18 protein-coding genes are annotated in these 24,841 nt (G+C 70.8%); 9 read left to right on the top strand and 9 right to left on the bottom strand.

Going from position 1 to position 24,841, the window contains the following annotated elements; all coding sequences use genetic code 11:
- Positions 1 to 69 precede the first annotated feature (69 nt).
- Positions 70 to 1,095: an ATP-binding cassette domain-containing protein gene (locus AB0I10_RS11740; RefSeq protein WP_363152217.1), complete on the top strand. Its 1,026-nt coding sequence runs from the start codon at positions 70 to 72 to the stop codon at positions 1,093 to 1,095.
- A gap of 5 nt (positions 1,096 to 1,100) precedes the next feature.
- Positions 1,101 to 1,970: an ABC transporter permease gene (locus AB0I10_RS11735; protein ID WP_363152266.1), complete on the top strand. Its 870-nt coding sequence runs from the start codon at positions 1,101 to 1,103 to the stop codon at positions 1,968 to 1,970.
- Positions 1,971 to 2,134: 164 nt separating this feature from the next.
- Here the strand turns inward: AB0I10_RS11735 and greA are convergent, their stop codons facing one another.
- Both greA and AB0I10_RS11725 read right to left on the bottom strand, forming a co-directional pair.
- Positions 2,135 to 2,632: a transcription elongation factor GreA gene (gene greA, locus AB0I10_RS11730; RefSeq protein WP_363152216.1), complete on the bottom strand. Its 498-nt coding sequence runs from the start codon at positions 2,630 to 2,632 to the stop codon at positions 2,135 to 2,137.
- A 286-nt stretch (positions 2,633 to 2,918) separates the two neighbouring features.
- Positions 2,919 to 3,329: a DUF4307 domain-containing protein gene (locus AB0I10_RS11725; protein WP_363152215.1), complete on the bottom strand. Its 411-nt coding sequence runs from the start codon at positions 3,327 to 3,329 to the stop codon at positions 2,919 to 2,921.
- Between the two features lie 143 nt (positions 3,330 to 3,472).
- On the opposite strand from AB0I10_RS11725, the gene mca reads away from it, so the two are divergent.
- Together mca and AB0I10_RS11715 are read left to right on the top strand one after the other, a co-directional pair.
- Positions 3,473 to 4,345, top strand: a complete 873-nt coding sequence (mca, locus tag AB0I10_RS11720) for a mycothiol conjugate amidase Mca (protein WP_363152214.1) — start codon at positions 3,473 to 3,475, stop codon at positions 4,343 to 4,345.
- 4 nt (positions 4,346 to 4,349) lie between these two features.
- Positions 4,350 to 4,592, top strand: a complete 243-nt coding sequence (locus tag AB0I10_RS11715) for a hypothetical protein (protein ID WP_363152213.1) — start codon at positions 4,350 to 4,352, stop codon at positions 4,590 to 4,592.
- Positions 4,593 to 5,107: 515 nt separating this feature from the next.
- On the opposite strand, the gene AB0I10_RS11710 is transcribed toward AB0I10_RS11715, so the two are convergent.
- Positions 5,108 to 8,389, bottom strand: a complete 3,282-nt coding sequence (locus tag AB0I10_RS11710; protein ID WP_363152212.1) for a tetratricopeptide repeat protein — start codon at positions 8,387 to 8,389, stop codon at positions 5,108 to 5,110.
- Between the two features lie 147 nt (positions 8,390 to 8,536).
- Here AB0I10_RS11710 and AB0I10_RS11705 point away from each other — a divergent pair, with 147 nt between their 5' ends.
- From AB0I10_RS11705 to AB0I10_RS11695, 3 genes are all read left to right on the top strand, one after another.
- Entirely contained in the window at positions 8,537 to 10,591 is a 2,055-nt protein-coding gene (locus AB0I10_RS11705; protein WP_363152211.1) for a thioredoxin domain-containing protein, read from the top strand.
- 134 nt (positions 10,592 to 10,725) lie between these two features.
- Complete coding sequence (locus tag AB0I10_RS11700; RefSeq protein WP_363152210.1) at positions 10,726 to 11,730, top strand: NADP-dependent oxidoreductase; 1,005 nt, start codon at positions 10,726 to 10,728, stop codon at positions 11,728 to 11,730.
- A gap of 73 nt (positions 11,731 to 11,803) precedes the next feature.
- A complete protein-coding gene (locus tag AB0I10_RS11695; RefSeq protein WP_363152209.1) occupies positions 11,804 to 13,165 on the top strand; it encodes an amidase in 1,362 nt (453 codons plus the stop codon).
- Between the two features lie 16 nt (positions 13,166 to 13,181).
- Here the strand turns inward: AB0I10_RS11695 and AB0I10_RS11690 are convergent, their stop codons facing one another.
- Both AB0I10_RS11690 and AB0I10_RS11685 read right to left on the bottom strand, forming a co-directional pair.
- Complete coding sequence (locus AB0I10_RS11690) at positions 13,182 to 13,808, bottom strand: TetR family transcriptional regulator (RefSeq protein WP_363152207.1); 627 nt, start codon at positions 13,806 to 13,808, stop codon at positions 13,182 to 13,184.
- Between the two features lie 373 nt (positions 13,809 to 14,181).
- Complete coding sequence (locus AB0I10_RS11685; RefSeq protein WP_363152206.1) at positions 14,182 to 14,898, bottom strand: hemolysin III family protein; 717 nt, start codon at positions 14,896 to 14,898, stop codon at positions 14,182 to 14,184.
- A 240-nt stretch (positions 14,899 to 15,138) separates the two neighbouring features.
- Between AB0I10_RS11685 and AB0I10_RS11680 the strand changes: the two genes are divergently transcribed.
- A complete protein-coding gene (locus AB0I10_RS11680) occupies positions 15,139 to 16,956 on the top strand; it encodes a phosphoenolpyruvate carboxykinase (GTP) (protein ID WP_363152205.1) in 1,818 nt (605 codons plus the stop codon).
- Positions 16,957 to 17,101: 145 nt separating this feature from the next.
- Here AB0I10_RS11680 and AB0I10_RS11675 read toward each other — a convergent pair whose 3' ends face one another.
- Together AB0I10_RS11675 and AB0I10_RS11670 are read right to left on the bottom strand one after the other, a co-directional pair.
- Entirely contained in the window at positions 17,102 to 17,545 is a 444-nt protein-coding gene (locus AB0I10_RS11675; protein WP_363152204.1) for a hypothetical protein, read from the bottom strand.
- 85 nt (positions 17,546 to 17,630) lie between these two features.
- Complete coding sequence (locus AB0I10_RS11670; protein ID WP_363152203.1) at positions 17,631 to 18,842, bottom strand: pyridoxal phosphate-dependent aminotransferase; 1,212 nt, start codon at positions 18,840 to 18,842, stop codon at positions 17,631 to 17,633.
- Between the two features lie 308 nt (positions 18,843 to 19,150).
- On the opposite strand from AB0I10_RS11670, the gene AB0I10_RS11665 reads away from it, so the two are divergent.
- Positions 19,151 to 21,736, top strand: a complete 2,586-nt coding sequence (locus AB0I10_RS11665) for a P-loop NTPase fold protein (RefSeq protein ID WP_363152202.1) — start codon at positions 19,151 to 19,153, stop codon at positions 21,734 to 21,736.
- On the opposite strand, the gene AB0I10_RS11660 is transcribed toward AB0I10_RS11665, so the two are convergent.
- Both AB0I10_RS11660 and AB0I10_RS11655 read right to left on the bottom strand, forming a co-directional pair.
- A complete protein-coding gene (locus tag AB0I10_RS11660) occupies positions 21,737 to 23,365 on the bottom strand; it encodes a D-aminoacylase (protein ID WP_363152200.1) in 1,629 nt (542 codons plus the stop codon). It abuts the gene before it with no gap.
- A 9-nt stretch (positions 23,366 to 23,374) separates the two neighbouring features.
- Entirely contained in the window at positions 23,375 to 24,664 is a 1,290-nt protein-coding gene (locus AB0I10_RS11655) for an amino acid deaminase (RefSeq protein ID WP_363152199.1), read from the bottom strand.
- Between the last annotated feature and the right edge of the window lie 177 nt (positions 24,665 to 24,841).

Below are 24,841 nucleotides of genomic sequence, written 5' to 3'. Positions count from 1 at the left end.
ATAGGGCGGGTATAGGCCGCCAAACGTAAGATTCGACCTGGAATTCACCCAAGTCATGGGAGTACCCACATGCCAGGCGCCATTTACGCCGAAGGTCTGGTGAAGACCTTCGGGGATGTGAGGGCACTGGACGGTGTCGATCTCGACGTTCCCGAAGGAACCGTCCTGGGAATGCTCGGCCCGAACGGTGCCGGCAAGACCACCGCCGTACGGGTCCTGACGACCCTGCTCCAGCCGGACCGCGGCAGGGCGGTGGTCGCCGGTATCGACGTCCTCGCGCACCCCGACAAAGTGCGCCGCTCGATCGGCCTCTCCGGCCAGTTCGCCGCCGTGGACGAGTACTTGACCGGCCGCGAGAACCTGATGATGGTCGGCCAGCTCTACCAGATGAGCGGGCGGGACGCGAAGCGCCGGGCGGGTGAGCTGCTGGAGCGCTTCAGCCTCTCCGACGCCGCCGACCGCACCGCCAAGACCTACTCCGGCGGTATGCGCCGCCGCCTCGACCTCGCGGCGGCGCTGGTCGTCAGCCCGCCCGTGATGTTCATGGACGAGCCGACCACCGGCCTGGACCCGCGCAACCGCCAGGCGCTCTGGGACGTCATCCACGAGCTGGTCGCCGGCGGCACGACCCTGCTGCTCACCACGCAGTATCTGGAAGAGGCCGACCGCCTCGCGCACGACATCTGCGTCGTCGACCACGGCAAGGTCATCGCCCGCGGCACCTCCGACCAGCTCAAGGCGCGGACCGGCGGCGAGCGCGTCGAGGTCGTGGTGCACGCCCCCGAGGACATCTCCGTCGCCGAGGAGGTCCTGCGCGGCTTCGGCAAGGGCGAGGGCACGATCGACCCGCACACCCGCAAGCTGACGGTCCCGGTGACCGGTGGCGCCAAGCTGCTCGCCGAGGTCATCCGCGAGCTGGACACCCGCGGCGTGGAGATCGACGACATCGGGCTGCGCCGCCCGACGCTGGACGATGTGTTCATCTCGCTGACCGGCCACGCCGCCGAGATCGAGGACGAGAACGGCGAGGGCGGCGCGAACGGTGCGAGTGGCCGGGGCGCCGCCGGCGGCCGGCAGAAGGAGGCGGTGAAGTGACCACGGTGACCGAAGCGGCCGGTGACCCCCCGGTCCGGACCCCGCAGCCGCGCGGCGGCATCAGCCGGTCCGTACGAGACTCTTTGGTCGTCGCGAAGCGCAATCTGATCCGGATGGTGCGCATCCCCGAAGTGGTGATCTTCGGGCTGATCCAGCCGATCATGTTCGTGGTGCTGTTCACGTACGTCTTCGGCGGTTCCATCACCATCCCCGGCGCCCCGGTGGGCGATGCCCAGGCGTACCGCGAGTTCCTGATGGCCGGCATCTTCGCGCAGACCGTCACCTTCGCCACGGCGGGCGCCGGCGCGGGTATCGCGGACGATATGCACAAGGGCCTGATCGACCGGTTCCGGTCGCTGCCGATGGCCCGGGGCGCGGTGCTCACCGGCCGTACCCTCGCCGACCTGGTGCAGACCGCGCTGACCCTGGTGGTGCTGGCCATCGTGGCGCTGCTGATCGGCTGGCGCACCCACGCGAACATCGCCGAGGTGCTGAGCGGCTTCTGCCTGCTGCTCCTGCTCGGTTACGCCTTCTCCTGGATCGGCGCCCTGATCGGCCTCACGGTGCGCACGCCGGAGGCGGCCACCTCGGGCGGGTTGATCTGGCTCTTCCCGCTGACGTTCATCTCCAACGCCTTTGTGCCGGTCAACGGCATGCCGGCGTTTCTGCAGCATGTCGCGGAGTGGAACCCGTTCAGCGCGACGGTGGCCGCGGCCCGGGAACTGTTCGGCAACACCATCCCGGGGGTTCCCAAGTCGGTGACCGGCGCCTGGCCGATGGAGCACCCGGTGGTGGCGTCGATCATCTGGTCCATCGTGATCATCGCGGCCTTCCGGACGCTGGCGGTGCGCAAGTACCGGTCGGCGACGGCGTGAGCGAGGGGTGACACGGAGGACGTGACACTGCGGAACTGGCGCTGCAGATCTGACGCAGCGGATCTGACACGGCGGATCTGAGGCAGCGGATCCGACACAGCGAAGCGGCCCGGAGCGTCAGGCTCCGGGCCGCTTTCCGCTGCGTCTTCCGGACGCCTCGCGGGTCAGGCCACGTACGGCTTGGCGTCGAGGATCTTCACCGTCGCCGTCTTGCCGTTCGGCAGCTCGTACGCCGCCTCGGCGCCGACCTTCTTGCCGTTCACGCCGGTGCCCAGCGGGGACTGCGGGGAGTAGGTCTCGATGTCCGAGCTCGCGTATTCGCGCGAGGCCAACAGGAACGAGAGGGTGTCGTCCGGGTCTCCGTCGAACGCGATGGTGACGACCATGCCGGGGGCGACGACGCCGTTGGCGGCAGGGGCCTCGCCGACCTTCGCGCTCTGCAGCAGCTGAGTGAGCTGGCGGACACGAAGCTCCTGCTTGCCCTGCTCTTCCTTGGCCGCGTGGTACCCGGCGTTCTCCTTCAGGTCACCTTCCTCGCGGGCCGCCTGGATCTTCTCGGTGATCTCGGCGCGTGCGGGACCAGACAGGTACTCCAGCTCGGCCTTGAGCTGGTCATACGCCTCCTGGGTCAGCCAGGTGACGTTCTCGCTGGTCTGGGTCACAGGTGCTCCTCGTCGGTACTGGGGATAAATCAAACGCCCTACCAGGAAGGGTTGCGCCTTCACAGGTGGGCGAAACCACGAGCCTAACAATTCCGGCACAAAACGGGGAAGAGGAAATCCGCATGCAACGCGCAGGAATGCATCGCCGCTGGTCAGCGGCGGTCCCCTGGCCCTTCACGCGGCCCCGTGCGCCGGGCATGCCGGATGTCCTACGCGGGGTGCCGGGGCGCTGACACGGGGTGCGGGGCGCCGGGGGGCGCGCGCCACCGTGTCTGGCGCCGTCGGCTCAGCCGCCGCCGGACACCGTACAGCCGACCAGCGTGGCGTTGGTCGCCCGCTTCGTCGTCCGCACCGTGACCTCGGTGTCCACCTGCTCCGCGCGCTGGTCGACGGTCACGTCCTTACGGCCCACCTCGGCGCCGTCCTCGGACTGTGAGCGGAGGGTGCACACGCCCGTGTCGTCCTTGCCCTTGACGACCTCCAGGTGCACCTTCACGGCGCTGTCGGACACCGTGTCCCAGGTGATCACGCGTCCGCTGAGGTCCTGCCCGGAGATATACGAGGTGCCCGCCCAGCCGATCACACCGAGCAGTGCGACGCCGAGCACCACACCGATGATCTTGAGCTTGCGGTCCGCGCGCTGATCCGCGGAGCGGCCGTAGCGTCCGTCCGGGAGCCCTTCGCGCACGGCGGTCATGATCATTCCTCCTGGCACGGCCACGGGACCTGGAACACGGGAATCCCTGGCGTTCCCTCCCTCAGGAAACCGGGAATACAGCGCCCCCTCGCTTCGGTCACTATAGGAGGCATCTTCTCCAGCCTTTCACTGAGGATCGAGTCTTGACTGAGCAGCTGCGATTGATGGCGGTCCATGCCCACCCCGACGACGAGTCGAGCAAGGGTGCGGCCACCATGGCCAAGTACGTGTCCGAGGGGGTGGACGTGCTGGTCGCCACCTGCACAGGAGGCGAGCGAGGTTCCATCCTCAACCCCAAACTCCAGGGCGACCCGTACATCGAGGAGAACATCCACGAGGTGCGGAAGAAGGAAATGGACGAGGCCCGGGACATCCTGGGCGTCAAGCAGGAGTGGCTGGGCTTTGTCGACTCCGGGCTGCCCGAGGGCGACCCGCTGCCGCCGCTGCCGGAGGGCTGCTTCGCGCTGCAGGACGTGGAAGAGGCCGCCGAGCCTCTGGTGAAGCTGATCCGGGAGTTCAAGCCGCAGGTCATCACGACCTACGACGAGAACGGCGGCTACCCGCACCCGGACCACATCATGACCCACAAGATCACGATGGTGGCCTTCGAGGCGGCCGGCGACCCGGAGAAGTACCCGGAGGCCGGTGAGCCCTGGCAGCCCCAGAAGCTCTACTACAACCAGGGCTTCAACAAGCCGCGCACGATCGCGCTGCACGAAGCGCTGCTGGAGCGCGGCATGGATTCGCCGTACGGCGAGTGGCTGGAGCGCTGGAAGCAGTTCGAGCAGCGTGAGCGCACGCTGACCACGTACGTCCCGTGCGACGAGTTCTTCGAGATCCGCGACAAGGCCCTGATCGCGCACGCCACCCAGATCGACCCGGACGGCGGGTGGTTCCGGGTCCCGATGGACATCCAGCGGGAGGTCTGGCCGACGGAGGAGTACGAGCTCGCGAAGTCGCGGGTGGAAACTTCCCTCCCCGAGGACGACCTCTTCGCGGGCGTCCGCAACAATTGACCCCATGATGAGCGCGACCAGCACCCTCGCCATGACGCACTTCGTCACCCTTGCCGACAGCTTCGACAAGAACAAGGTGACCCCCGGCGTCCTCGGCTTCATCGTCTTCGCGGTCATCGGCGGCGCCGTGTGGCTGCTGATGAAGTCCATGAACAGGCACATGAAGAAGGTGGACTTCGAGGAGCAGCCGGACGCGGAGGCGGCCACCGCCCCCGCCTCCGCTGCAGGCAAACCGCAGGCCGGCTGACGGTCCGCTGCCGGTCCGCTGCGCTTGGCCTGGGCCGGTGCGGGTCGCCTGCGGCGGGCCGGGTCGACGTGGGATCCGACTTTTGTCGGGTGCGGGTCGCCTGCGGCGGGCTGGGCCGGTGTGGGATCCATCCGTTGCCGGGTGCGGCGCCGTTGCGCCTGCGGCGGGCGTTGCCGCTGCGCGGGGCTGTCGGGTGCGGTGACGGGCCTCCGGACTTCGTCCTGCGGCCCGTCCCCTCCCGTTGTGGTGGGGAGGGGACGGTGAGTGGGACCGTGCCTTTGCCCCCGGCTGCCCGCCGTCCGGAGCACCCGTTCAGCGAAAGCTTTCAGGACGGCGCACGCCCCCGCCGTCTTTCCACCACCCACCCACGGGAGGGGCCGGGCCGCAGGACGGAGTCCGGAGGTCCGGCGCCGCGGCCGAACAGCCCCGCGCAGCGGCAACAGCTCACCGCAGCCACAACGGCGGGACGGCCGACGACGGTGAGTAACCAAGACGGCACAGGCAAAACGCAGTGCCTAGCGGACGCCCATGACCTCGCGCGCATGGCGGTTCGGCACCATGCCGAGGCGCCAGGCCTGCCACCCCGTTTCCGGCTCCATGCCGCGGTCCAGCAGCAGCGCGAACGTCTCCGCGCAGTCCTCCAGCTTCGAATCGCGTGACGGATGTCCCTCCCGGACCAGCTGCGCCAGCTCCTCCTGGGCCACGGCCGTGCCGACCACCGAGCCGCCGGGTGACGCGAACGGCAGCAGCGTGCAGCGCAGGAAGTGGGCCCAGTCCTCGCCGCGCCGGTCGCCGTAGCCGGCGAATATCCGCGCCGCCTCGTCGGCCAGTTCCAGCGCCTGCGCCGCCCGGCCGTTTCCGGCGTCGATGATCACCAGCTCCAGGCACGACCATGCCTCGCCGTGCGGCACCCCTATCCGTTGGAAGTCCTTGCGGGCGTCCTGCAGCAGCTGCCGGGCGAAGCCGCTGTTGCGCAGCGAGCCGGTCTGCTCCGCCCGCAGATCGCGGGTGACCCGCCCCGAATGATGCCGGGCACACGCCAGGCCGTAGCCGTCCTGCATCCGGCTGAACATCGTCCGCGACCGCTCCAGCTGCCGCAGTGCCGCGTCGCGCTCGCCACGCTCCTCCAGCGCCTGGCCGAGGTAGTACATCGTCCAGGCCTCACCACGGGCGTCCTCGTGCTCGTGGTGCAGCAGCAGCGCCTGGCGCAGCCCGTCCACGGCGGGGTCCGGGTCGCCGCCCACCAGCCGGGCGCGCGCCAGCTGCGTCATCGCCCAGGCCTCGCCGCGCTCGTCGTGTGTCCGGCCGTAGAGCTCCATCGCGGAGTGCAGGGCCTCCTCCGCCCGCGGCACATCGCCCAACCGCAGGTACACCTGGCCGAGCTGAAAGTGCGCCCACGCCTGCCCGTGCACGCTCTCGCTCTCCTCGTGCAGCTCCAGCGCCTCGCGCAGCAGCTCCTGCGCCTCGGCTATCCCCGCCCGGTCCCGCTCCACCGCCGCCAGGGCGTGCAGCGTCCAGGCCCGGTCACCGTGCAGGTCAGGGCCGGACTGCATGTCGAGCGCCTCGCGCAGCTTCGCGGCGGCCTCGGTGAGGTTGCCCTGCTGCTGGAGCGTGATGCCCAGATCGCGCAGGGCACGGGCGGCGCCTGCCGGATGCTGCGCCTCGAAGTACAGATCGACCACCGACGACAGGGTGGTGCGCGCCTTGTCCAGCTCGCCGAGCTGCCGGGCCGCGACGCCGGTACGCCACTGCACCGAGCGGACCAGCCGTCCCTGACCCGCGGCCCGGGTCAGCTCGGTCAGCTCGCCCAGCCGGTAGAGGTCACCGCGCAGCAGGCAGTAGTCGGCCAGCGCGCCCAGCAGATGCGAGACCGTCGCCTGGTCGACGTCCTGATCGGCGTGCCGCAGCGCGGCCGTGATGAAGCTGGTCTCGTCGTCCAGCCACTGCAGGGCCGCGTCCAGGGACGTGAAGCCGTGCGAGCCGAAGCGGTCGGCGCGGGTGGACGTGCGGCCGTCGACCAGGCGGATGACCGAGTCGGCCAGCTCCGCATAGCCGCGGATCAGCCGCTCCTGGGCCGCGCTGCGCTCGCCGGGTTCCTCCTCGTCCACCAGCCGGTCGTGCGCGAAGCTGTGCACCAGGGCATGCAGCCGGTAGCGCTCGCCGCGGACAAGCTCGATCAGCCCGGCCTCGGCCAGCGTCGTCAGCTGTCGCTCCGCCTCCTGGTTCTCGACGCCCAGCAGCGCCGCCGCGGCCGCCGCACCCAGCGACGCCCGGCCCACCAGCGCCAGCCGCCGAAGCAACTGGCGGGCCGGCTCCGGCTGGTCGGAGTAGCGCAGCCACAGCGCACGCTCCACCGGCGTCACCGGGCCGTAGCCCGCGAGGCCGGTGGCCAGCGCGGCGGGGGAGCGCGACCCGAGCGAGGAGCCCGCCACCCGCAGCGCCAGGGGTAGTCCGCCGCACAGCCCGGAGATCTCGTCGATGGCCTGCGCGTCGTACGGGCCCGTGGCGTCCGCCGACCCGTCCGCCGCGGCCGACGCCCGCAGCAGTTCCTCCGTGCCCACCGCGTCCAGCGACCCCACTGGGAGGTGATGCACCCACGCCTGGAGGTCCCCGGGCAACTCCAACGGCTCACGGGAGGTGACCAGCACCAGGCTGTCGGAGCGGTCCGGCACCAGCGTCCGCACCTGCTCCGGATCGGAGGCGTCGTCCAGCAGGACCGTCACCGGGAGGCCCGTCAGATGCTGGTGATACAGGTCGGTGAGCCGCTTGACGTGCTGTTCCTGGGACGGCCGCTCCCGGAAGAGCAGCTGCTCGCGGGGTGCGCCGAGCCGGTTGAGCAGATGCAGCAGCGCGTCCCGGGTCGGCAGCGGCACCTCACCGGGGGTGTCGCCGCGCAGATCCACCACACACACGCCGCGGAACTGATCGCGCAGCTCGTGCGTGGCGCGCACCGCCAGCGCCGTACGCCCCGAGCCCGGCTCGCCGTGCAGCACCACCACCGTCGGCTTGGTCTCGATGCTCGCACGGGCCGCGTGCACCCACTGCGCGATCTGGGTCAGCTCCGCCCGCCGCCCGGCGAACGGACCGTCCGAACGGGGGAGTTGAGAGAAGGAATGCTCCAGTACGGAACGCTGCTTGGCCGCCGCGCTACGGTCCGTGCCGCGCAGCTGCGGCCCCCGGGCGGTGGTCGAAGCGGGGGGACCCCCATGAGCGGGGGAGACCCCTACGGGTGACGTGCTGCTTCCGCGGGTCGCCGCCGTCAGCATCCGCTGCTGGTCCAGGAACGGCCGGATGCCGCGCACCTCCAGGGCGGTCAGCCACTGGAGCCGCAGCTGCTCCGGGCCGCCGGGCTGGCCCCGCATCCCCGCCTGCCGGTGCGCCGCCGGCAAGTGCCCCGCCGTCAGCTTCAGGACCGTCGCCGCGGCGCCCGCCACCACCACGGCGGCCCCCACGCCCAGCGCCGCGCCCGCGCCCGTGCCGTACGCGAGGTCCGTACCGAAGGCCGCCACCGCCGCCACGGCCGTGGCCACCGCGGGGGTGCCCAGCTCCCTGCGGGACAACCGCTCCGTCAGCGGGCGATGCCCCGCCGCCGCCTCGTCCAGCGCCTGGACATACGCGGCGTACTCCTCGGACGCGGAGCCCGCCAGCTCCTCCAGCGCGGCCCGCGCTCTGGTCAGCAGCGTCTCCCGGTCGAGCCGCCCGCCCGAGCGCCGCACCTCCTCGTCGACGGCCCGCGCCAACAGCCCCTCGGCTTCTGCCCGGTGACCGTCGCGCAGCACAGCCAGTGAGCCCGCCATGCCCATCCCCCTCCAGCAGTTCCAGCAGTCTCCAGCGGTGATCATCGCCGTACGCACAGTGTTCCGCGTCCGCGTGAATTCCGGCAGGCCTGTGGATAACTCCCTCCGCTCCCGCCTCGCCACGCCCCGTTGGGAGAGGATGGACCCATGCCGAACCGCCTGGCTCATGAGACTTCCCCGTATCTGCTCCAGCACGCCGACAACCCCGTCGACTGGTGGCCGTGGTCCGCCGACGCGTTCGAGGAAGCGCGGCGGCGCGGCGTGCCCGTACTGCTCAGCGTCGGCTACAGCTCGTGCCACTGGTGCCATGTCATGGCCCATGAGAGCTTCGAGGACCCGGCCACCGCCGCCCTGCTCAACGACCACTTCGTGTCCGTCAAGGTCGACCGCGAGGAGCGCCCGGACGTCGACGCCGTCTACATGGAGGCCGTACAGGCCGCCACCGGCCAGGGCGGCTGGCCGATGACCGTCTTCCTCACCCCGGACGCCGAGCCGTTCTACTTCGGCACGTACTTCCCGCCCGAGCCCCGGCACGGCATGCCGTCCTTCGGGCAGGTCCTGGAGGGCGTCCGCAGCGCCTGGACGGACCGGCGCGACGAGGTCGGCGAAGTGGCCGGCAGGATCGTCGCCGACCTGGCGGGGCGCTCGATGCCCGAGTCGCTGACCGCGGCGGACCAGCGGCCGCCGCGCCCCGAGGAGCTGCACACCGCGCTGATGGCGCTGACCCGCGAATTCGACGCGGTGCGCGGCGGATTCAGCGGCGCGCCCAAGTTCCCGCCGTCCATGGTGCTGGAGTTCCTGCTCCGCCATCATGCGCGGACGGGTTCTGGGGCGGCCCTGGAGATGGTGCAGGCGACCTGCGCGGCGATGGCCCGCGGCGGCATCTACGACCAGCTCGGCGGCGGTTTCGCGCGCTATGCGGTGGATGCGAACTGGACCGTGCCGCACTTCGAGAAGATGCTCTACGACAACGCCCTGCTGTGCCGCACCTACGCGCACCTGTGGCGGACCACCGGCTCCGACCTGGCCCGCCGTATCGCCGTCGAGACCGCCGACTTCATGGTCCGCGAACTGCGCACCGACGAGGGCGGATTCGCCTCCGCGCTGGACGCGGACAGCGACGACGGCACCGGGAAGCACGTCGAGGGGGCGTACTACGTATGGACGCCGGAGCAGCTGCGTACGGTGCTCGGCGAGAAGGACGCGGAATTCGCCGCCCAGTACTTCGGCGTCACGGAGGAGGGGACCTTCGAGGAGGGGGCGTCGGTCCTTCAGCTCCCGGATATCGGCGGCCTGGCCGATGCGGAGCGGGTCGTGTCCGTCAAGCGGCGGCTGATCGCGGCGCGTGAGGAGCGGCCGCGCCCGGGGCGGGACGACAAGATCGTCGCTTCCTGGAACGGGCTGGCCATCGCCGCGCTCGCCGAGACCGGCGCCTATTTCGACCGCCCGGACCTGATCCAGGCCGCCACCGACGCCGCCGACCTTCTGGTCCGCGTCCACATGGACTGGCAGGCCCGGCTGCACCGCACGTCCCGTGACGGCGCGCCCGGCGCCAATTCCGGTGTCCTGGAGGACTACGCCAACGTCGCCGAGGGCTTTCTGACGCTGGCCTCGGTCACCGGGGAGGGCGTCTGGGTGGAGTTCGCCGGCTTCTTCCTGGACACCGTTCTGATCCAGTTCACCGCCGCGGACGGAGCGCTCTACGACACCGCCGCCGACGCGGAGACGCTGATCCGCCGCCCCCAGGACCCGACCGACAACGCCACGCCCTCCGGATGGACCGCGGCGGCCGGCGCCCTGCTCTCATATGCGGCACTCACCGGCAGCGGCCTCCACCGGGATGCCGCGGAGCGCGCTCTGGGGATCGTCACGGCGCTCGGCGGCCGGGTCCCGCGCTTCATCGGATGGGGGCTCGCCGTCGCCGAGGCCGCGCTGGACGGGCCGCGCGAGATCGCCGTCGTCGGCCCGCAGGACGACCCGGCCACCCGCGCTCTGCACCGTGCCGCGCTGCTCGGAACCGCCCCGGGGACGGTCGTCGCGCTCGGCGCACCGGGGTCGGACGACAGCGAGGAGCTGCCGCTCCTCATGGAGCGGCCCCTGGTCGACGGCCGGCCCGCCGCGTACGTCTGCCGCAACTTCACCTGTGAGCGGCCTACGACGGACCCGGAGGAGCTGGCGGAGCGACTGCGGGCGGAGGTGTGACCGCCACGGGGCCCGTGGAGCCGGCCCCGGGCCCCGTGGAGCCGGCCCCGGGCCCCGTGGTGCCCCGCCCCAAGTCCTGGGACAAGTGACCGGATTGACCATGACCTACACGCGTCAGGTTTTAGCCTCAAGGTATGACGAACCGCATGCACCGCGAAGTCCGCCTGGCCGCCCGCCCCCAGGGGCCGATCACCGATGACCTCTTCGAGATCGTGGAGGTGCCGGTTCCGGAACCGGGGCCCGGAGAGGTGCTCGTACGCAACACCCTGATGAACGTCGCCGCCGTGATGCGCACGCTGATGGACGAGACCACCGCTGTGCCGATGCCCTCCTTCCAGCTCGGCGAGCCGCTGAACGGGGCGGCCATCGGGGAGGTGATGGCCGCCCCGGGGACCGACCTCAACCCCGGTGACCTGGTGCAACACCGCCTCGGCTGGCGTGAGTACGCGCTGCTCGACGCCGCGCAGGTGCACCGTCTCGACCCCGATGTGCTGCCCGACCCGGCCGGCTATCTCTCCCAGGGCCCCACCGCCTGGATGGGCATGGTGCGCGGCGCCGAAGTGCGCCCCGGGGACACCGTGTTCGTCACCGGGGCGGCGGGCGGCGTGGGCTCGCTGGCGGGCCAGATCGCCCGGCTGCGGGGCGCGACCCGGGTCATCGGCAGTACGGGATCGCAGGCCAAGGCCGACCGGCTGATCAAGGAATTCGGCTATGACGCGGTGGTGATCCGCGGTGCGGGCCCCATAGAGGAGCAGCTGCGCAAGGCCGCCCCGGAGGGCATCGACGCGCTCTTCGACAACGTGGGCGGCGAGCAGCTCCAGGCCGCCATTGCCGTCGCCAACAGGGGCGCCCGGCTCGCCCTCATCGGCGCGCTGTCCAGCCAGCTTTCCGAGGACGGCCCGTCCACCACGGAGATCGACACCCTGTCGCTGCTCGCCCGCAGCATCACCCTGCGCGGCCTCGCGCTCTACGACAACCTGGACCTGATCCCGGAGTGGTACACACAGTTCGGCCAGGGCCTGCGCGACGGCACACTCACCTTCCCGCACGCCCGGCTCCAGGGCATCGAGCAGGCGCCGCGGGCGCTCCGCGAGCTGACCGAGGGGCGCCATCTCGGCGCCGTGGTAGTGGAGTTGTGAGCCGCCGGCTGTAGTTGTGCCTGGCTGAGGCCGGTCACCCGCGTCCCGTTTCCGGCGGTTGTAGCCTGCCGGAGTGACGACTTCGCTCGGGTACCGGTCGCTTGTCCGGGAAGCCGCGGCGCTGCGGGCCGGCTCGGACGATCCCGTCGATGCGGTGAACCGTTCCTGTGACCGTATCGACGCCATCGATCCGCGGGTATGGGCCTTCGTACCCGAGCCGGGGCGGCGCGCGCGGCTCCTGGATGCGGCGTCCGAGCTGTCCGCGTCCAGTCTGCGGAGCCCCGCCGAACGGCCCGCCCTGTACGGCGTTCTCGTCGGGATCAAGGACATCGTGCATGTCGACGGACTGCCCACCCGGGCCGGGTCCGCGCTGCCGCCCGAGGTGCTCGGCGGCGCCCAGGCCACCGTCGTCAACCGGTTGCGGGCCGCCGGTGCCCTGGTCGCAGGCAAGACCGTGACGGCCGAGTTCGCCGTCACGGCGCCGGGCCCGACCCGTAATCCGCACAACCTCGCCCATACGCCCGGCGGTTCGAGCAGCGGGTCCGCGGCAGCGGTCGCGGCGGGAATGGTGCCGCTGGCCATCGGGACACAGACGGTCGGCTCGATGATCCGGCCCGCCGCGTACTGCGGTGTGGTCGGTTTCAAGCCGAGCCACGGACGGATCCCGGCCGACGGGGTGATCCCCAACGCCGCCAGTTTCGACACCGTCGGGTGCTATGCCACGGACGTCGCCGGCGTCACGCTGGCCGCGTCGGCGCTGTGTGACGGATGGCGGGACGGGGCGGCCGGCCAGGCGCCGGGAGCGCGGCGCCCGGTGCTGGGTGTGCCGGTCGGCCCGTATCTGGAGCGTGCCGGCGACGAGGCCGTGCGCGCCTTCAAGGAGCAGTGGGCGCTGCTGCGGGAGGGCGGGTACATGGTGCACGAAGTGCCTGTCATGGCCGACTTCGAGCAGATCGTCGAGCAGCTCTTCACGATGAATCGCTATGAGGTGGCGCGCGCCCACTCCACATGGTTCGCGCGCTTCGGCGACCGCTATCGGGAGGAGACGACGGCGGCGATCCGGCAAGGCCACACGATCGGGGACGCGGACTACGAAGCGGCCCGGATCCGCCGCGCCGCGTTCCGTGAACGGCTTGCGGCGGACGCGGCCGTGGCCGGAATCGATCTGTGGATCGCTCCGTCGGCCACCGGTCCCGCGCCCGCGGGCCTCACCAGCACCGGAAAGTCCATCATGTGCCTGCCGTGGAGCAACGCCGGGCTGCCGTCCGTCAGTCTGCCCGCCGGCCGCGCCGCCGACGGACTGCCGCTGGGGCTCCAACTCGTCGGCGGCTTCGGCGCGGACGAAGAGCTGCTGCACGGGGCGACAGGTGTCGAGAGCGTGCTGAACGAGGCGAATGGGGCACACGAAGCCGGGCGGGCCGGGCGAGGCGGCTGAGCCGCCGCCTCCGCCCTCAGAGCGTGAGCCCCCGCGCCAGCACATCCATCGCCTGGTTGACCAGGTCCTCCAGGTCCGCCGTCCGGCTGTCCTCGACCCAGCTCAGCAGTGCTTCCTGAAGGGCCGCCAGGATCGCCGCGGCGATGACGCGCACCTCCAGATCGCCGACCGGCCGGCCGGTGCGCTCTGCCAGGACGGCGCTGAGCATCGCGGCGTCCCGGGCGGTGTTCTCCGCCGTACGGCCCCGGATGGCGGGCACCTCGCGGATCAGCCGGGTGCGCTGGACGAGTTCGGTACGGTCCTCCGCGGCGATCTGGCGCAGTGCCTCGACGGTGACCTGCCGCATCGACTCGACCATCGGCTCGTCAACGGGACGGGCGCGGATCCCGGCCTCCAACAGGGTGTCGTACTCGTCCGTCAGCACGATGTCTTCCTTGGTGGGGAAGTAGCGGAAGACCGTGCTGGGTGAGACATCCGCGGCCTCGGCGATCTGGTCGACGGGGGTCGCGTCGTACCCCTGCTCTTCGAAGAGCCGGTACGCGGCCCGGCGGATCGCCTGCCGGGTCTGGATCTTCTTCCGCTCCCGCAGCCCGGCCTTCGGGGTCCCGGATGGCGTGGTGGCGGACGTACGTGCGAATGCCATGGGCCTCATTGTCGGGCATCGGGTGTCCCAGAGGCGACGAGTTCGGGGCGGTCGACCGGGGTGCCGAGCGGCGTCGATCGTCGGCGAAACCGCGACTGTCGGTGGCGTGTGTCACGCTGAGGCGTGGGAATGATTACTGTCAGTGATGTTCAGAGGGGTGGTGTGGATGCGACCTGCGAGTGATGTGTACGCCGCGCTTGCCGCCGTGCTGTGTGTCGCCGGCTTCCTGATCGGCGGCCGTGCGCTGGTTCTCGCCATCGTTCCCACGGGGCTGGCGGTCCTGACATGGCACGTGGCCGCGGCCTCTCGGCCGCGGCCACGGTGGCGCGCGAGATCGGGTGGGCCGGTCCGGGGCCGGCCCGTCTCGGGGGTGCTAATAGGCCACCAGCGAGATGCCGACGTAGTGCACCACGAAGGCCGCCAGTGTGAAGGAGTGGAAGACCTCATGGAAGCCGAACCACCGGGGTGAGGGGTTGGGGCGCTTGATGCCGTAGATCACGCCGCCCGCGCTGTAGAGCAGCCCGCCGACGATGACGAGCACCAGTACGGCGATGCCGCCCGTGCGCAGGAAGTCAGGGAGGAAGAAGACGGCTGCCCAGCCCATGGCGATATAGCAGGGGGTGTAGAGCCAGCGTGGTGCGCCGACCCAGAAGACGCGGAAGATGATGCCGGCCAGCGCGGCCACCCAGACGGCCCAGAGCAGTATTTCGCCGCGGGAGCCGGGCATCAGCAGCATCGTCAGCGGCGTATAGGTGCCCGCGATGATCAAGAAGATGTTGGCGTGGTCGAGCCGGCGCAGGATCCCGTCGGCCCGCGGGCCCCAATTGCCGCGGTGGTAGAGCGCGCTGACTCCGAAGAGCAGGCAGGCGGTGAGCGTGTAGACGGCGCAGGCCAGTCGCCCGCGGGGGCTGTCGGCGAGTGCGGTGAGGACGACTCCGGAGAGGAGGACGGCGGGGAACATCCCGGCGTGCAGCCAGCCGCGGAGTTTCGGCTTGAGCGGCGTCGTCACCGCGGAGCCCGCGGAGACAGCGCCGGCCGCGGGATCTGTAGGGGAGGGGTCGCTCTCGGCGGCGTCTGGCGCGGAAGTCATGGCGGCAATGCTATCTACGCCACCGTAAGTTACGGATTCGTCCGGAAGTGGTGACGGTCACCAAAGTGCCCTCTGGACAGAAACCGATCGGGGTCGGATGATCAAATGAGTGCGGTCGGCACCGGATGAGCGGTCACGAAGCATCCGGGTCGCAGCCCCCAAGGGGCAGGAATCCAAGAGAAGCGGATCTTCCCGGCGAATCGGGCAAGGATCCGTCCATACCCTCATCTAGGAGCGATCGTGGCGCGCGACAACGCGGCTCCCACCCTTACCCGTCACCAGGACCTCATCGCGTGGGTCGATGAGATCGCAGCGATCACCCAGCCCGACCGGGTCGTCTGGTGTGACGGCTCGGAGGCGGAGTACGAGCGACTGTGCGAGGAGCTCGTCTACAAGGGCACGTTCAAGAAGCTCGACCCGATCAAGCGCCCCAACTCGTACTACGCCGCGTCCGACCCCACCGACGTGGCGCGTGTCGAGGACCGCACCTTCATCTGCTCCGAGAAGGAGGAGGACGCCGGCCCGACGAACCACTGGAAGGCGCCCGCCGAGATGCGGGAGGTCTTCGCCGGCGAGAAGGGCGTCTTCCGCGGCTCGATGCGCGGCCGGACGATGTACGTCGTCCCGTTCTGCATGGGCCCGCTCGGCTCCGACCTCTCCGCCATCGGTGTGGAGATCACCGACTCCGCCTACGTCGCCGTCTCGATGCGCACCATGACCCGTATGGGCCAGCCGGTGCTCGACGAGCTCGGCGAGGACGGCTTCTTCGTCAAGGCGGTGCACACCCTCGGCGCCCCCCTGGCCGAAGGCGAGGCGGACGTCCCCTGGCCGTGCAACTCCACCAAGTACATCTCGCACTTCCCCGAGGCCCGCGAGATCTGGTCCTACGGTTCCGGCTACGGCGGCAACGCCCTGCTCGGCAAGAAGTGCTACGCGCTGCGTATCGCGTCGGTGATGGCGCGCGACGAGGGCTGGCTGGCCGAGCACATGCTGATCCTCAAGCTCACCCCGCCGCAGGGTGAGTCGAAGTACGTGGCCGCCGCCTTCCCGTCCGCCTGCGGCAAGACCAACCTGGCCATGCTGGAGCCCACGATCTCCGGCTGGACGGTCGAGACCATCGGCGACGACATCGCCTGGATGCGCTTCGGTGAGGACGGCCGCCTGCACGCCATCAACCCCGAGGCCGGCTTCTTCGGCGTCGCGCCCGGCACCGGCGAGCACACCAACGCCAACGCCATGAAGACGATGTGGGGCAACTCCGTCTTCACCAATGTCGCGCTCACCGACGACGGCGACGTCTGGTGGGAGGGCATGACCGAGGAGAAGCCCGCCCATCTGACGGACTGGAAGGGCAACGACTGGACGCCGGAGTCCGGGACCCCGGCGGCCCACCCCAACGCCCGCTTCACCGTCCCGGCCGGCCAGTGCCCGATCATCGCGCCCGAGTGGGAGGACCCCAAGGGCGTGCCGATCTCGGCGATCCTCTTCGGTGGCCGCCGCGCCAGCGCCGTACCGCTGGTGACCGAGTCGCTGACCTGGCAGCACGGTGTCTTCCTCGGCGCAAACGTCGCCAGCGAGAAGACCGCCGCGGCCGAGGGCAAGGTCGGCGAGCTGCGCCGCGACCCGTTCGCCATGCTGCCGTTCTGCGGCTACAACATGGGCGACTACATGGCGCACTGGGTCAAGGTCGGTGCCGACAAGGACCAGTCCAAGCTGCCGAAGATCTACTACGTCAACTGGTTCCGCAAGGACGACAAGGGCCGCTTCGTGTGGCCGGGCTTCGGCGAGAACAGCCGGGTGCTCAAGTGGATCGTCGAGCGGCTGGAGGGCAAGGCCGAGGGCGTCGAGACCCCCATCGGGGTGCTGCCCACGAAGGCCGCGCTGGACACCGAGGGCCTCGGCCTCGACGACGCCGACCTCGACTTCCTGCTCACCGTCGACAAGGACGTGTGGCGCGAGGAGGCGGCGCTGATCCCCGAGCACCTCAACACCTTCGGTGACCACACGCCGAAGGAGCTGTGGGACGAGTACCGCGCGCTGGTCCAGCGTCTCGGCTAGTCCGTAGGCCCGCGACGCTCCGCTCCCGCCGGGTGCCACACCCGAGTACGGTGCGGCGTCACGCTCTACTCCCGTCCGGGGCCCCGCATTTGATGTGGGGCCCCGCGTCCGGTTCCCCCGCCGCCGGTACGCCGTAGCGGGCGGGTCAGGCCGTAGCGAGATCCGGAAGGGGTGTGTGGTGCGCCGCCAGGCGCTCCGACGTCAGGGCCGTCGCCGCGGCGTCGTTACGGGAAGTGGCAACCGCCAGGGCGTTCCCGGCCAGGGTGTGGGCGCGCTGCTGCAGGGCCGGGATGCGGGACGGGTCGCCGCCGGTGGGCTCGGCGCGCAGCGGATAGCGGCCGCCGGTCAGCCGCGCGACCTGCTCGGCGATGTGATCGGCGGCGGTCGCCAGCGCGGCACCGTCCAGTGCGGCGCCTTCCGCGGTGTCGCCGGCCTGCACCGCCAGGGCGTGCAGCTCATCGGTCACGGTGAGCAGTGCGGTCAGATGTCCGGCGAGCCGGATGTCCAGCTCCTCCTCGCGGGAGCGGTGCGGGATCTCCGGGGCGGCGGCCATGGTGTGGACCGACTTGGTGCGGATCGGTTCGTACATGGGACGGCCTCCTGAAAACGTCTAGGAGGCCATCCTAGCTTAGACTCTGTCTAAAGTTGAGAGGCGTATAAAACCCGGGTCCGGTTCAGTACTGTCCGTAGCCGTCGAGGAAGGAGCCGATACGGGTGACGGCGTCCGTCAGATCGTCCTTGTTGGGGAGCGTGACCAGGCGGAAGTGGTCCGGCTCCGGCCAGTTGAAGCCGGTGCCGTGCACGATCATGATCTTCTCGGCGCGCAGCAGATCGAGCACCATCTGCCGGTCGTCCTTGATCTTGTAGACCTTGGGGTCGAGCCGCGGGAAGGCGTACAGCGCGCCCTTCGGCTTGACGCAGCTGACACCCGGGATCTGCGTGAGCAGCTCGTGCGCCGTATCGCGCTGCTCCAGCAGCCGGCCGCCGGGGAGCACCAGATCGTTGATCGACTGACGGCCGCCGAGCGCGGTCGCGACCGCGTGCTGGGCCGGCATATTGGCGCACAGCCGCATATTGGCGAGGATCGTCAGGCCCTCGATGTACGAGCTGGCATGCGCCTTCGGGCCGCAGACCGCGAGCCAGCCGCTGCGGTAGCCGGCGACCCGGTACGACTTCGACAGGCCGTTGAAGGTCAGCGTCAGCAGGTCCGGGGCGAGCGAGGCGAACGGGGTGTGGGTGACGCCGTCGTAGAGGATCTTGTCGTAGATCTCGTCGGCGCAGACGATCAGATTGTGCCGGCGGGCGATCTCCGCGATGCCGCGCAGCAGCTCGTCGTCGTATACGGCGCCCGTGGGGTTGTTGGGGTTGATGACGACGATGGCCTTGGTGCGGTCGGTGACCTTGCGCTCGATGTCGGCGAGGTCCGGCATCCAGTCCGCCTGCTCGTCGCAGCGGTAGTGCACGGCCGTGCCGCCGGAGAGCGAGACCGAGGCCGTCCACAGCGGATAGTCCGGGGCCGGCACGAGGACCTCGTCGCCGTCGTCCAGCAGTGCCTGCATCGACATCTGGATCAGCTCGGAGACGCCGTTGCCCAGGTAGATGTCGTCGACGGAGAGCTCGATGCCCTTGGTCTGGTAGTGCTGCATCACCGCGCGGCGGGCGGAGAGCAGGCCCTTCGCGTCGCCGTAGCCGTGGGCGGTGCCGACCGACCGGAGGATGTCCTCCAGTATTTCGGGCGGGCACTCGAAGCCGAACGCCGCCGGGTTGCCCGTATTGAGCTTGAGGATGCGATGACCCGCCGCCTCAAGCCGCATGGCCTCCTCAAGGACCGGGCCACGGATTTCGTAGCAGACGTTGGCGAGCTTGGTTGACTGGATCACCTGCATGTCCGCCACCTTACGGCCGCGTAACCGTGGACGCCCGGTGTTTTTCCCCACTTGATCAACCTTTGGTGTGTGTTTCCTCACGGACGGTGACGGTGCGCGCCCTGGCCGCCCCGCTGCTGATTTCGCGGGAAACCGGCGGACCGGGGTGCCACGGCGGTACGCTCCGGGCCGGGCCGCCAAGATCACCTGCGATGGAGAGTGGCCACAGGTGACCACATCGCGGCCGGATGCGACCACGGATTCAGCACGCCGACGACTTCACCACGCGGACGACCTCAGTACGCCGACGACCTGACACGGGGGCCAGGATGGCGACTTCTCCGACCGAGCCGACGTCTTTGGCTTCTCCCGACGGGGCCGGGGCCGCCCGAACCCCGTACTCGCCGTTCGCGCTGCTCAACGACGAGCCGGTGGCCGAACCGGGCGCGGACCTGCTCGGCGCCGGCCGGGCCGCCTGCCAGCTCGCCGGGCTGCTGGTCGCCTCCCGGCAGTCCACCCCGTTCACCCTCGCCGTCGACGCCGGCTGGGGCATGGGCAAGAGCAGTCTGATGCGGCTCGTCGACGCGGAGCTGGCGCAGGCCCCCGAGGTGCACACCGTCTGGTACAACGCCTGGACCTCGACCGGCGCCGACGCGCTGGAAGGCCTGATCAAGTCCGTACTGATGCGGTTCGACCGGCGGGTGCTGCGACGCGGCCTCCAGCGGGTCTCCGAACGGCGCGCGCTGCTCCGGTTCGCCCGCGCCCTGACGACGGTCGCCGCCGGACCGCTGGGCGTGGCCGGGCTGGTCGACGAACTGTGGAAGAGCCTGTCCATCAACTCCCAGGCCCGCAACGAGATGCGTGGCGCCATCGGCGAACTCGTACAGGAGTGGTCCGAGACCACCGAGTTCCGGCCACGCCGGCTCCTGGTGGTCTTCATCGACGACCTCGACCGCTGCTCGGAGGAGACCGTGCTGGCGGTCTGTGAGGCGGTGAAGGTCTATCTGGACGTGCCGGGGCTGGCGTTCGTCGTCGGCTGCGACCGGTCGGCGCTGGGCCCGAACGGGCTGCTGCGCGATCTGTCGCCGGCCGGCTCCGCCTTCATGGAGAAGATCTTCCAGACCAGCTACCGGATTCCGGCCCCCGACGGCCAGGGCGTCAAGGACTACATCCGCTGGTGCGCGCGGACCGCGGGGGTGGAGGCACTGCTCGACGAGGCGCTGGTGGACCTGCTGGCCGAGCGCTCGGGCCGCAATCCGCGGCGCATCAAGCGCCTGATGAACGGCTTCGTCCTGGAGGCCACGCTGAACCCCGTCTGGCGCGACTTCGGGCCCGGCGCGGTGATCCGGACGCTGCTGCTCCAGTACTTCTATCCCGACTTCTACCGGATGATGACCGGTCCTTCCGGCACGGTGGACGGCGATGTGGTGACCGAATTCCGGACGTACCGCGAGGTGCGGCGGACGCTGCTGTCGGCCGCGGGCGGCGCGTCCCCCGAGGAGCTGGCGGTGGTACGGGGCTTCCTCGCGCCGTACGACCTGGTGCCGCCGGAGCCGCTCGGCGCGGGCGGTGATGTGGCGCTGGCCGCGCTGGAGCGCCAACTCCCCAACGAATTCCCGAACTTGGTGGTCAATCCGGCGTTCACCTCACTCGTCGACGAGTTGACCGCCCTCCCGGACGCGGCCCAGCTGCTCCTGCGACTGCGCGAGGGGCCGCTGGGCTCCGGCGGCGAGCCGACCCCGATGTCCCGGGAGTGGGAGCCGCTGTGGCGAGGGCTGCCGTTGCCGTTCCCGGACGGTTCCGCGTCGGGGTTCGGCCCGCCGCTGGCGTGGCGGGGGGACGGGACGCCGTGGGGATACCCGGCGCAGGGGGCTCCGCCGCAGCAGGCGCCGACACCGCCGCCGGGTCAGGCCGCACCGCCGCAGTACGCGTGGCCGGCGGCCGAGGTGACGCAGTCGCCGTATGGGCAGTCGCAGCCGTACCCGGAACAGCAGCCGTATGGGCAGGGGCAGCCGTACGGGCAGCCGCAGCCATACGCGCAGCCCCCGCAGGCCCCGGCCCCGTACCGTCCGCCGCTGGACGTCCTATGGGTGGACGACCAGCCGGACCGCAAGACCGTGGTGCGGGAGGTGCTGGAGACCCTCGGCGCGCAGGTGCGGCACGAGTCCACCAGTCGCGCCGCTGCCCGGGCCATCCGCGACCGCCGGCCCGACCTGCTGATCTCCGACATCAGCCGGGGCTCGGACCGTACCGCGGGCTTCGACATGGTGGCGCGGCTCAAGAGGGACGGGGCCTACGACGGACCGGTGATCTTCTACACCATCAGGCAGAGCCCCGAACGGGAGGAGAGGGCAGCCGAGTTGGGGGCCCATCTCACCAACAACGAGCAGAGGCTGCGCGATCTGGTGGTGGCCGCGCTGCAGGAGCAGGCCCGTCCCGCCGCTTACCCCGCTCCCGCTGCCCCGCAAGCCGGCTCGTCGCCCCCGCCCCTGGCGCCGCCCGTGCGTGAGCTGTCCGTTCTCTGGGTGGACGAGTGCCCTGGGGACAGCCTCTTCGGGCTGGTCACGGAGCTGCGCGGGGAAGGCGCGGCCATCGACCTGGTCAACAACGACCGAGATGCGCTCGAATGGCTGGCCGCGCACCCAGTGGATCTGGTGCTTTCCGAGGTCGCCCGGTTCGCGGACAAGTACGAGGACGGCGACGGCGGGTTCGCCTTCGCCGAGCGGCTGCGTGACGAGGCGGGCTATCGCGGCCCGCTGGGGTTCTTCACCTCCTTGGTCACACCCGCTCGTGAGGAACGCGCGCGGGAGCTGGGTGCCCTCGGTGTGACAGATGACCCGGTCGTGGTGCGGGAATGGGCCGACGAGGTCGCGTGGGGGCTCCGGGAGCGGCCCCGCTGGCCCGGCCGCAGCTGACTAGCGCGTCCAGCCTGCCCGCCGCACCGCCCGCCCCGCCAGCACATCCGTCCGCCGGCCGTCCTCCACCACGAAGCGGCCGTCGATGAGGACATGCGGGATGCCGGTCGGAAGGGTGCGCGGAGCGTCGAACGTCGACCCCGCGGCGACCGTGTCCGGGTCGAACAACACCACGTCGGCGCGGTAGCCCTCGCGGATCAGGCCGCGGTCGGGCAGTCGCAGCCGGGCGGCGGGGCGGGATGTCAGATGCGCGACGCACTCCTCCAGGGAAAGGACGCCCAACTCCCTTACGTAGCGGCCGAGATACTGCGGGAAGGTGCCGTAGGCGCGCGGGTGCGGCTTGTCGCCCTGGAGGATGCCGTCGCTGCCGCCGGTGTGCACACGGTGCCGCATGATCTGCCGGACGTTCTCCTCGTGGCCGACGTGCTGGAGGATCGTCGAGCCGAGCCGGTCGTCGACCAGGAGGCGGCGGGCGGTGATCCAGGGCTCCTCGCCGCGTTCGGCGGCGCTGCGGGCGAGGGTCTTGCCGACGCAGCCCGCGAGTCCGGGGTCGCTCACGCCCGAGATCTCGATGGTGTCCCACTCGATGGGCACGCCGTGGCAGCCGTCGGAGCCGGTGACCTCCAGGTCATGACGTATCCGGGCGGCACTCTCCTCGTCCTGGAGGCGGGCCAGGATCGCCTCGGGGCCGCCCTCCGCGGCCCAGCTCGGCAGCATCGCGACCAGGGTCGTACAGCCGGGGGTGTACGGATAGGTGTCGAGGGAGATGTCGGCGCCGGAGTCGAGGGCCTTGTCCAGGAGGGCGAGCAGCTCGGGCGCGCGGCCCTTGTTGACGCCGAAGTTCATGGTGGCGTGGGCGAGATGGAGGGCGCAGCCGGCCTCGCGGGTGAGGGTCACCACCTCCTCGTACGCCTGGAGAGCGCCCGCCCCGTAGGAGCGGTGGTGCGGGCAGTAGTAGCCGTCGTACCGGGCCACCACCCGGCACAGTTCGGTCAGTTCGGCGTTGGAGGCGTACATGCCGGGGGTGTAGGTCAGGCCGGAGGACAGGCCCACCGCGCCCTGTTCCATGCCCTCGGCGACCAGCTGCCTCATCCGCGCGAGTTCGTCGCCGGTGGCGGCGCGGTCCTCGTAGCCGACCGCGAGCATACGGACCGTGCCCTGGGGGATGAGATAGGCGGCGTTGACGGCGATGCCCTGCCCGTCGAAGCCGTGGTCCAGGCGGTCGAGGTACTCGCCGACCGTGCGCCAGGAGAAGTCGATGGAAGTGTCCCCGGGCGCTCCTCCGTTCCAGCCGGTGATCTGGGCGCGGACCTGGGCGAGGGTGGGGTCGTCGACCGGCGCGTACGACAGGCCGTCCTGGCCGATGACTTCGAGGGTGACGCCCTGGGCGGCCTTGGCCTCGTGCGACGGGTCGCTCAGCAGGGCGAGGTCGCTGTGGGCGTGCATGTCGATGAAGCCGGGGGAGAGGGCCAGACCGCGGGCGTCCAGCACACGGCGGGCGGTGGGGCGCCGGCCCTCGCCCTCGCGCACGACGGCGGCGATCCGGCCCCTGTCGAGGGCCACATCGGCCCGGTAGGAGGCGCCGCCGGTGCCGTCGATCACACGTACATCACGGATGACCACGTCCATGGCGGGTCCTCAGAAGAACGTGCGGACGAAGTCGGTGACCGTGCCGTCCGCCTCGGCCAGCGGGATCAGCTGCCACTTGTCGAAGGACGTGCAGGGGTGGGAGAGACCCAGCCCGACCCAGTCGCCGACCTCCAGGGCGCCCGCGCTCTCCGTGGCGATCCAGGCGTGCTGGTCGGACAGGCCGGTGACGGTGATGCCGTCCGCCGGCCGTACGGTGCCGTCCCGGCCGGACCGTACGACCTGGGCCTGCGGCAGATCGAGGTCGTACGCCGCATCGCGCTTGCCCGCGTTGAGGAACGCCTGCTGGGGGGTGGGACGGGAGACGACCTGCGCCCACAGGCGGAAGGCGGGCTCCAGGGCGCCCTCCTCCGGCACGCGGTTGAAGGGGGTGATACGGCGGTAGTGGCCGTCGTCGTGCGATACGTACGCGCCCGAGCGCAGCAGCTTGAGGGCCGGGGCGGACAGCTCCGGGATCTCGGCGAACACCTCGGAGACCGTGTCGAACCACGCGCTGCCGCCGGCGCTGATGACGATCCGGTCGAGGTCGGCGAACCGGCCGGCCTTGTCGAACTCCACGGTCAGCGCCACCAGCCGGCGCAGCCAGGCGGCGACCCGCTCGGGTGTGGGGTCCGGGACCTCGCCCTCGTAGCCGGCGATGCCGACCAGCCGGAGGGTGTCCACGCCCGCGATGGCATCGGCGAGTTCCAGGCATTCGGTCCCGGTACGGACGCCGGTGCGCGCGCCCTCACCGGCGCCGAGTTCGACGACGACGTCCACGGGACGGGTGGCGCCGGCCTCGCGCAGCGCCGTGTCCATCAGCTCGATGCCGCGCAGCGAGTCGACGTAACAGATGAGATGGAAGTCCGGGTCGGCGTCCAGCTCGCGGGCGAGCCAGCGCAGCGCGGCCGGGTCCACCACCTCGTTGGCGAGGAAGATCCGCTGGATGCCGTAGGCGCGGTAGACACGGACCTGGTGGGGGACGGCGGCGGTGATGCCCCATGCGCCGTGCTCCAGCTGGCGGGCGAAGAGCTGCGGTGCCATGCAGGTCTTGCCGTGCGGGGCGAAGGCCAGACCGTGCCGGGTCGCGTAGGTCTCCATGACGGCCAGGTTGTGCTCGACCGATTCGGCGGAGAGGGCCAGGACGGGGGTGGTGAAGCCGCCGTGGAAGAGGTTGCGGCGCTGGGCCGCCAGCTCGCCGACGGTAAGGCCCTCGGCGTCCGGGGGAAGCGCCTTGAAGCGGTGATCGACCCGTTCGTCCGCGAGTCCCTTGAGTCCCTGCGCGAGCCGCTCGCCGGCCATGGGGCCTCCTCAAAGATCTTGTTGCATTACTTGCAACACTCATTGCGCATATCGCTTGCTGCTGTCTAACATCCGAGCCATCGCACGGTCAATGGTGGGAATCATCGCCCGCTCATGTAAGAAACACGGCGCGAAACGGCCGGAACGCGACCCGGGCCGGCCCCGCGGAATCCCGCA

The sequence above is a fragment of the Streptomyces sp. NPDC050636 genome (assembly GCF_040654775.1).
GTDB lineage: Bacteria > Actinomycetota > Actinomycetes > Streptomycetales > Streptomycetaceae > Streptomyces.
Note: the sequence above shows the minus strand (reverse complement) of the source record. Positions and strands in the feature narration are given on the sequence as shown.

Bases quoted from the DNA above. Each gene is read 5' to 3' on its own strand.
- AB0I10_RS11705 (WP_363152211.1), top strand. From the start codon at position 8,537: ATGCCGAACCGCCTGGCTCATGAGACTTCCCCGTATCTGCTCCAGCAC.
- AB0I10_RS11715 (WP_363152213.1), top strand. From the start codon at position 4,350: ATGATGAGCGCGACCAGCACCCTCGCCATGACGCACTTCGTCACCCTT.
- AB0I10_RS11710 (WP_363152212.1), bottom strand. From the start codon at position 8,389: ATGGCGGGCTCACTGGCTGTGCTGCGCGACGGTCACCGGGCAGAAGCC.
- AB0I10_RS11685 (WP_363152206.1), bottom strand. From the start codon at position 14,898: ATGACTTCCGCGCCAGACGCCGCCGAGAGCGACCCCTCCCCTACAGAT.
- AB0I10_RS11665 (WP_363152202.1), top strand. From the start codon at position 19,151: ATGGCGACTTCTCCGACCGAGCCGACGTCTTTGGCTTCTCCCGACGGG.
- AB0I10_RS11675 (WP_363152204.1), bottom strand. From the start codon at position 17,545: ATGTACGAACCGATCCGCACCAAGTCGGTCCACACCATGGCCGCCGCC.
- AB0I10_RS11655 (WP_363152199.1), bottom strand. From the start codon at position 24,664: ATGGCCGGCGAGCGGCTCGCGCAGGGACTCAAGGGACTCGCGGACGAA.
- AB0I10_RS11740 (WP_363152217.1), top strand. From the start codon at position 70: ATGCCAGGCGCCATTTACGCCGAAGGTCTGGTGAAGACCTTCGGGGAT.
- AB0I10_RS11700 (WP_363152210.1), top strand. From the start codon at position 10,726: ATGACGAACCGCATGCACCGCGAAGTCCGCCTGGCCGCCCGCCCCCAG.
- AB0I10_RS11670 (WP_363152203.1), bottom strand. From the start codon at position 18,842: ATGCAGGTGATCCAGTCAACCAAGCTCGCCAACGTCTGCTACGAAATC.
- AB0I10_RS11690 (WP_363152207.1), bottom strand. From the start codon at position 13,808: ATGGCATTCGCACGTACGTCCGCCACCACGCCATCCGGGACCCCGAAG.
- AB0I10_RS11725 (WP_363152215.1), bottom strand. From the start codon at position 3,329: ATGACCGCCGTGCGCGAAGGGCTCCCGGACGGACGCTACGGCCGCTCC.
- AB0I10_RS11660 (WP_363152200.1), bottom strand. From the start codon at position 23,365: ATGGACGTGGTCATCCGTGATGTACGTGTGATCGACGGCACCGGCGGC.